The 7,654-nt window shown below is 67.7% G+C and carries 6 protein-coding genes and 2 pseudogenes; all 8 read left to right on the plus strand.

The genetic code is table 11. The features are described 5' to 3' along the window. A pseudogene (locus U9980_RS05870) lies at positions 1-845 on the plus strand (serine/threonine protein kinase); the annotation flags it as partial. Positions 846-917: 72 nt separating this feature from the next. Further along, positions 918-1,797, plus strand: a pseudogene (locus tag U9980_RS05875) (serine/threonine-protein kinase); the annotation flags it as partial. Between the two features lie 472 nt (positions 1,798-2,269). After that, complete coding sequence (locus tag U9980_RS05880; RefSeq protein ID WP_322767009.1) at positions 2,270-2,812, plus strand: hypothetical protein; 543 nt, start codon at positions 2,270-2,272, stop codon at positions 2,810-2,812. Between the two features lie 318 nt (positions 2,813-3,130). Continuing rightward, complete coding sequence (gene sdhC / locus U9980_RS05885) at positions 3,131-3,526, plus strand: succinate dehydrogenase, cytochrome b556 subunit (protein ID WP_322749131.1); 396 nt, start codon at positions 3,131-3,133, stop codon at positions 3,524-3,526. Further along, on the plus strand, positions 3,526-3,963 hold the full coding sequence (locus U9980_RS05890; protein WP_322749130.1) for a succinate dehydrogenase hydrophobic membrane anchor subunit: 438 nt from the start codon (positions 3,526-3,528) through the stop codon (positions 3,961-3,963). The genes sdhC and U9980_RS05890 overlap by 1 nt, the downstream gene beginning before the upstream one ends. A gap of 29 nt (positions 3,964-3,992) precedes the next feature. Continuing rightward, positions 3,993-5,747, plus strand: a complete 1,755-nt coding sequence (sdhA, locus tag U9980_RS05895; protein ID WP_322767010.1) for a succinate dehydrogenase flavoprotein subunit — start codon at positions 3,993-3,995, stop codon at positions 5,745-5,747. 151 nt (positions 5,748-5,898) lie between these two features. Continuing rightward, entirely contained in the window at positions 5,899-6,663 is a 765-nt protein-coding gene (locus tag U9980_RS05900; protein WP_322749129.1) for a succinate dehydrogenase iron-sulfur subunit, read from the plus strand. A 42-nt stretch (positions 6,664-6,705) separates the two neighbouring features. After that, positions 6,706-7,605: an LppX_LprAFG lipoprotein gene (locus U9980_RS05905; protein WP_322767011.1), complete on the plus strand. Its 900-nt coding sequence runs from the start codon at positions 6,706-6,708 to the stop codon at positions 7,603-7,605. Positions 7,606-7,654: the final 49 nt, after the last annotated feature.

Genomic DNA, 7,654 nt, shown 5'->3' on the forward strand with positions numbered 1-7,654 from the left:
CCGGTACAGCCGGTGCAGCCGCGGCGAACACGGTCCTGCCGGCCGCACCCGGGTCGCTGCCAGGGGCGGCTTCCCGGTCGGGCACCAACCAGCGCCGGCGGCTGGTGGCCGTCATCGGCACGGCACTCGTCCTGGGCGTGGCCGGGGCTTCGGCGGCGGTACTGGGCTCGGGCGTGGACGGGTCGACCGGCAACCGCGCCGAGTCGGCTGCCGCGTCCAGCGGCACGGCAGGCCCAGCCGGCACGGCAGGCCGATCCGGCAGCACCGGCCCATCCGCTACGACACGCCCATCGGGTACGGCCAGGACCTCGGCCCCGGGCGGCGCGGATGCGGCGTCACCCACTGGCACGGCGGCAGCCGATGATCCGGGCCTGCCACCGACGGACCAGACCCCGGTGGCACCGCCCGCGGGCTGGCAGTCGTATCGTGGCTCCTCCGGCTGGTCCATCGCCTACCCACAGGGGTGGGAACAGCACCCTGCCGGCGGCACCGAGCGAATCGATTTCCGCAATCCGGATACCGGGTCCTACCTGCGCATCGACACCTCAATGCAGGCGAATCCATCCGCGTTGGTGGACTGGCAGGCGCACGAACCCGGCCTGCGCGCGCAAGTACCGAACTACGAGCGGCTGCGGATTGCGCCGAGTGACGGTGGGGACGGCTCGATCCAGGCGGACTGGGAGTTTGTCTACACATCCGGAGGGAAGAAGGTGCGCGTCCTCAATCGCGGAGTTGTTCGTAACGGCCACGGCTACGCGTTGTACTGGTCGACAGCCGACGCCACCTGGTCAGCCGACCTGGCGTTGATGTGGCGGCTTTTCTCGACGTTCCGGCCAGGCCCGTGAACGGCGACCAACGGACCGCGCTGGGCAAGGGCGGCCGAAACAGCCAGCAACGCGTCTGCGAGACTTGAGAAGATGGCCAGATCGACACGCCCGCCGGACGACTCCTCGCGTCACAGCACACCCCGATATGTATCTCAGCGCTACCGCCTGGATACTCCAATCGGTCGCGGTGGCGCTGGTGTCGTGTGGTGCGGCGAGGATGAGCTGCTCCAACGGCCAGTAGCGATCAAGGAGATCCTTGTTCCGCTCGCCGGCACCCAGGTCGAGCGCGATGCGATCCGAGCGCGGGTACTGCGTGAAGCCCGGGCGCTGGCCCGTCTACACAGCCCGGCGATTGTCTCCGTCTATGACGTGGCCGAAGAGGCCGAACGCCATTGGATCGTCATGGAGCTGGTGAACGCCGACAGCCTCGGCGAGGCCATCCGCACGCACGGTCCACTGCCGCCGGCACAGGTCGCGGCAATCGGGCTCACCCTCGTGGACGCGCTCGCCGCCGCGCACTCCGCGGGCGTGCTGCACCGCGACATCAAACCCGGCAACGTGCTACTCGGCCGGGACGGACATGTCCGCCTGACCGACTTCGGGATCGCGGCTACCGAGGGCGACTCTACCCTCACCGGCACGGGCGCGCTCGTCGGTTCGCCCGCCTACATCGCCCCCGAACGGGTGCGTGGTTCCTCCGGTAGTCCCGCGAGCGACATGTGGGGCCTGGGAGCCACGCTGTACGCGGCGGTGGAGGGGCAGCCCCCGTTCGAAGGACCGGAAACCTACGCGGTTCTCACTGCCGTGGTGGAGGGACGCAGGCGTCCGTTCGTGCTCGCCGGCCCGCTGCGCGACCTGCTCAGCGACCTGCTCGACCGGCCCGCGCCCGAGCGTCCGGAGGCACCGGAGATCCGTCAGCGGCTGGCGCCGATCGCCCAGGGCGCCGCGGCCGTACCCGCCGCCGTCATCAACGGCCGGTCGAGACCAGGGATCAACACGCCGGACCACGGTGGCCACGCGCCGGTCGAGCCCGGTTCGGCCGGTCTTGAGGACGTCGGCGGCGATCTGCTGCCCACCGGGGACTCCGACGCCGACGCCGTGGCCCTGAGCCCCACCACGGCCGGCGGAACGACCGCCGGCCCATCCGCGGCCAACGCCGCTGGCAATCTGGCGGCCTACGCCGATGGCGATCTGGCAACCGATGGCGATGGCGATACGACGGCCCGACCGACATCGGCGGCGTGGTCGGTACGAACGGAATCGCCGAGGTTGCGGTCGGTTCCGCTGTGCGCGAGAAGCCGCGGACCGCGCTGGCCGTCGGGCTGCGCAAGGACCCCTCGCCGGCCGGCGCGGCGGGAGTCACGGGTACCACCGCTCTGACGAGTCGTCGGGGCACCGCCGGCCCGCCGGGCTCCGCCGGACTCGGCGTCGACAGACGTCCCGTGCCGGACGACGGTCTGGAACCCGTCTCGGGCGACATCGCGATCGGCCCGTCCGGAGTACTCCTTGATCGCTTCTCCCCGAATGGCAGGCCGGCGTCGAACATCAGCCACGGTGGTGAAGCTCCGGTCCGACGCGGTGTGATTATTGCCGTCGCCGCCGCGTCCGTGGCGGTTGGCGCGGCGATAGCGCTCGGCGGGATCCTCAGCCCCGGCACCGACTCCGGCCAACCACAGGAGCCCAGCGGGAACGGCACCCTGGCTGCGACCACCACGGCGGACGATCAGTACAACCTCAATCCTCGGGTACTCCCGACCGGCGTTGCACCGTCGCTCAGGTTTTCTTCTGGCCGCAGAGCGTCACCGACAACCTCCAGTAGCCCGACCGCGGCGCTACCGGTCGCCACCGAGGCGGTGACCCCCAGCCCGACCCCCACCAACGTCGCCCCGACCCCCACGACGCCGGTCGTCTCGCCCACCCCGACGGAACCCCCGAGCACGTCCCCTGCTCCGGCACCTACAACAGCTCCGCCGGCTACTCCGTGACGCCCCGAAGCCCGCACGATCGGCGGGTCCGGACGCTACCGTCCGGGACAAACCATGAAGGCGATCACTTTCTGTGACATACCTCACCTAAGTGTCACGGGAGCTAGCATGCCCCCCCATGGGGTCAGCACTAACATCGAGTCCACACAAACCATCATCCACATGATGTCTCAAGGCGCCTTGGGGCCGCCCGAACCTGCCACGTCGGCTTCGCTCCGCCTGCCGACGCGAGAGGCTCGGGCCAGCTAAGTTACCGCGAGTCACCGGACGGAACGATCAGGACCAGCCTGTCGGAAGGCAGGTCCGGAGGAGCTTTCAGTGCCGAAGGCACCAGCGGGAACGCTCTACCGCGGCCGTGAGGGGATGTGGTCCTGGGTTGCCCACAGGATCACAGGCGTACTGATCTTTTTCTTCCTGTTCGCCCACGTCCTGGACACCGCACTCGTGCGGGTGTCACCGTCGTCCTATGACACTGTGATCGCGACCTACAAGAACCCGATCGTGAACCTGATGGAGGTAGGGCTGGTAGCCGCGGTCGTCTTCCACGCACTGAACGGGATCCGAATCACACTGATCGACTTCTGGGAGTCCGGTCCACGTTTCCAGCGTCAGATGCTCTACACGGAGATCGTCGTGTGGCTGATCCTCGTCGTCCCCGGCACGTTCTTCATGCTCAAGCACACGTTTGAGACCCTGTTCGGGAGCGCGTCCTGATGGCGACAACAATCGACGGCGCCACCGGCCCGGCCCTCGAGGCACCGCGCAGCCCGCGGCGCCGGCCGGGCAGCCCGAAGGCGCGGACGAACTTCGAGCTCTACGCGTGGCTGTTCATGCGGGTCTCCGGGATTCTGCTGCTCTTCCTGGTGCTCGGCCATCTGTTCATCATGAACATCCTCGATGGCGGTGTGCAGCGCATCGGCTTCGGTTTCGTCGCGGGCCGCTGGGCCTCGCCGTTCTGGCGGACCTGGGATCTGCTCATGCTCGTCCTCGCTGAACTGCATGGAACCAATGGCCTGCGAACAGTGATCAATGACTATGCCGATCGGCCGCAGTCCCGGTTCTGGCTCAAGATGTTGCTCTACGTGTCGGCAACCCTGGTCATCACGCTGGGATCGCTGGTCATCTTCACATTCGACCCGAACATCTCCTGATGGCGCCTGGGAAGGCGGAGGTCCAAGCGGTGCAGGTTCACAAGTACGACACGGTCATCGTGGGCGCCGGCGGCGCGGGGATGCGCGCGGCGCTCGAAGCCGGCAAGCGTTGTCGCACCGCGGTGCTGACCAAGCTGTATCCCACGCGCTCCCACACCGGCGCGGCCCAGGGCGGCATGTGCGCAGCTCTGGCCAACGTCGAGGAGGACAACTGGGAGTGGCACACCTTCGACACGATCAAGGGCGGTGACTACCTGGTCGACCAGGACGCCGCCGAGATCATGTGCAAGGAGGCCATCGACGCGGTCCTCGACCTGGAGAAGATGGGCCTACCCTTCAACCGCACGCCCGAAGGCCGGATCGACCAGCGTCGCTTCGGTGGCCACACCCGTGACCACGGCAAGGCGCCCGTCCGACGCTCGTGCTATGCAGCCGACCGTACCGGTCACATGATCCTGCAGACGCTCTACCAGCAGTGCGTCAAGAACAACATCGAATTCTTCAACGAGTTCTACGTGCTGGACCTGCTGCTCACCGAGGGCGTCGTGGCCGGGGTGGTCGCCTACGAGCTGGCCAGCGGCGAGGTACACATCTTCCGAGCGAAGTCGGTGGTGTTCGCCAGCGGTGGGTTCGGCAAGGTGTTCAAGGTCACCTCGAACGCGCACACACTGACCGGCGACGGGATGGGCATCATCTTCCGGCGCGGGCTGCCGCTGGAGGACATGGAGTTCTACCAGTTCCACCCGACGGGCATCTGGAAGATGGGCATTCTGCTCACGGAGGGTGCTCGCGGTGAAGGCGGCATCCTGCGAAACAAGGACGGCGAGCGCTTCATGGAGCGCTACGCGCCGACCATCAAGGACCTCGCACCCCGCGACATGGTGGCCCGGGCCATCTACACCGAGATCCGCGCCGGCCGCGGCTGCGGCGTGAACGGTGACCATGTCTATCTCGACCTGACCCACCTGCCACCCGAGCAGCTCGACGCCAAGCTCCCGGACATCACCGAGTTCGCCCGCACCTACCTGGGCATCGAGCCCTACACCGACCCGATTCCGATCCAGCCGACCGCCCACTACGCCATGGGCGGTGTCCCGACGACCATCGACGCCGAGGTGCTGGCGAACAACACCGACATCGTCGAGGGCCTGTATGCAGCCGGTGAGGTCGCATGCGTGTCCGTGCACGGTGCGAACCGGCTCGGGACGAACTCGCTGCTGGATATCAACGTCTTCGGCCGCCGAGCGGGCATCGCCGCCGCCGAGCACGCAACCGCGACGCACAGTCACGCCGAGCTTCCCGAGGACCCGGCGGTCTTTGTCGACGGGCTCCTGACCAGGCTTCGCGACGGCGCGGGTACGCAGAACGTGGCGGCCATCCGCGGCGAGCTGCAGGAGACGATGGACGTCAACGCGTCGGTGTACCGGACCGAGGCGACGCTCAAGCAGGCGGTCACCGACATTGCCGGGCTGAAGGCCCGCTACCAGCAGGTCGGCGTCACCGACCGGGGCCGGCGCTACAACACCGAGCTGTTGGAGGCGGTCGAGCTGGGCTTCCTGCTCGACCTCGCCGAGTGCCTGGTCGTGAGCGCACTGGCCCGCAACGAATCACGCGGCGGGCACTCGCGGGAGGACTATCCGAACCGGGACGACGTCAACTTCCTGCGCCACACGATGGCCTACCGCTCCGGGCCGCTCGCCGCCGGCTCGCCGGAGGCCGAGATCCGGCTGGACTACAAGCCCGTCGCCATGACCCGCTACGAACCGATGGAACGCAAGTACTGACAGGGCACGTACTGACAGGGCACGTACTGAAACAGAGATCGGATCCCGCTGGCCTGCCAGGCCGGGGCAGGGCTTTGATGTTCGGGTCATCCAGAGCGCGGCCTATGATGTGCTGGCCTGCACTGTGGGTCTGATGTGAGAAAGGTCCGGCGTGACTGTCACCGACGATCTATCAACCACCGCACCGGCCGATCCGGGGCCGACCACAACGGCCGGGCGGACTGTCACGCTGAAAATCCGGCGCTTCAACCCGGAGGTGAGTGCCGAGCCGCAGTGGAAGAGCTACACCGTTCCCTTCGACCCCAGCGACCGGCTGCTGGACGCCCTGCACTACGTCAAGTGGAACCTCGACGGATCGCTGTCGTTCCGGCGTTCCTGTGCCCACGGTGTGTGCGGTTCCGACGCCATGCGGATCAACGGTGCGAACCGGCTCGCCTGCAAGGTGCTGGTCAAGGACCTCGGCGCGGAGATCTCGATCGAACCGATCAAGGGACTTCCGGTCGAGAAGGACCTCATCGTCGACATGGAACCGTTCTTCGACGCGTTTCGGGCGGTCAAGCCGTATCTCATACCCGAGGGCCACGAGCCGACCCGCGAGCGGTTGCAGTCCGCGGCGGACAGGGAACGCTTCGACGACACCACGAAGTGCATCATGTGCGCGGCCTGCACGACTTCGTGTCCGGTGTTCTGGAATGACGGGGAATACTTCGGTCCGGCCGCGATGGTGGCCGCGCACCGTTTCATCTTCGACAGCCGGGACGCAGGTGCCGACGAACGGCTGGAAATCCTCAACGAGCGGGAAGGAGTCTGGCGCTGCCGGACGACCTTCAACTGCTCGAACGCATGCCCTCGTGGAATTCAGGTGACCAAGGCAATTCAGGAGGTCAAGCGCGCGCTCATCTTCCGACGCTTCTGATCCGGCTGCGTCGGCCGGTGCGCACGATCGGGGGGACGGCGAATGGCTCGAATCGTTGGGCGCAACGCGCAGGTGACCACCGCCACCATCGTTGCGCTGGCGGCGAGCCTGCTACTGAGCGCGGCGGCATGTTCGTCCCACTCCGCCGAACCCCCGCCGACCGCGATCGCTTCGACCAGCATTCCGAGCGCGACGCGGACCAGCGCGGTACCCACTCCGCTGGAATCCGCCTACACTACGACAATCGCGCGGAAGACGGCGAGAATTCACTTCACCTACGGGGCGACGCTCGTTTCCGTGTCCGGCCGCAAGCAGACAATCTCCACCACCGGCACGGGCACGGTCGACTTCGCCCACAGCACGAGCCAGACCGTGCGCGAGGTCGAGGGCGGCGGCCGTAGCGAGGTGCGGATCATCGGCCCTGACTTCTACCAGCGCAGCGTCGCGGCCGGCGACGCGCCGAGCTCGAGCCGGTGGACCCGGGTCGTCCCGGGTGGCGGAACCGGGGGTTCCGCCACCTCGCAGCCCTCGGCCAGCTCACCGCCCGCCGTGCAGCCCGGGGTCGGCGACGACGCGGCGCTGCGACTCGGCTTTCTCAGCGGTGCCGCGACTCCGGTGACCACCGTGGGCGAGGAATCCATCGACGGTGTCCAGACGATCCACTACAAGCTGCCGGTAAATCTGGAGACAGCGTCCCAGCGCGGAAACATCAGCGCGGCCACCGTCGACTACTACAAGGGCATTCTCGGGACGGTGCTCCAGCCGACCGAGGCCTGGATCGACGCGGACGGGCTCATCCGCCAGCTCCGCATCACCGTCACCAGCGCCGCGTCCGACGGCCCAGCCCCGCACACAGAGATCATCCGTACGGTGACCTACTCGGACTTCGGACTCCCCCTGAACATCACCGCTCCACCACCCAACGAGATCGCCCCAGGCTGAGCTGAGCTGCCCGACCGGTAAACGCCCGAGCGGCGGGGTCCCGTACCGG

Origin of the sequence: Protofrankia sp. Cr1 (genome assembly GCF_963555865.1) — a bacterium.
In the GTDB taxonomy this organism is placed as follows: domain Bacteria; phylum Actinomycetota; class Actinomycetes; order Frankiales; family Frankiaceae; genus Protofrankia.

What these genes read in the sequence shown, in the direction of transcription:
- U9980_RS05890 (WP_322749130.1), top strand. Translation starts at nt 3,526, where the DNA reads ATGGCGACAACAATCGACGGCGCCACCGGCCCGGCCCTCGAGGCACCG.
- U9980_RS05905 (WP_322767011.1), top strand. Translation starts at nt 6,706, where the DNA reads ATGGCTCGAATCGTTGGGCGCAACGCGCAGGTGACCACCGCCACCATC.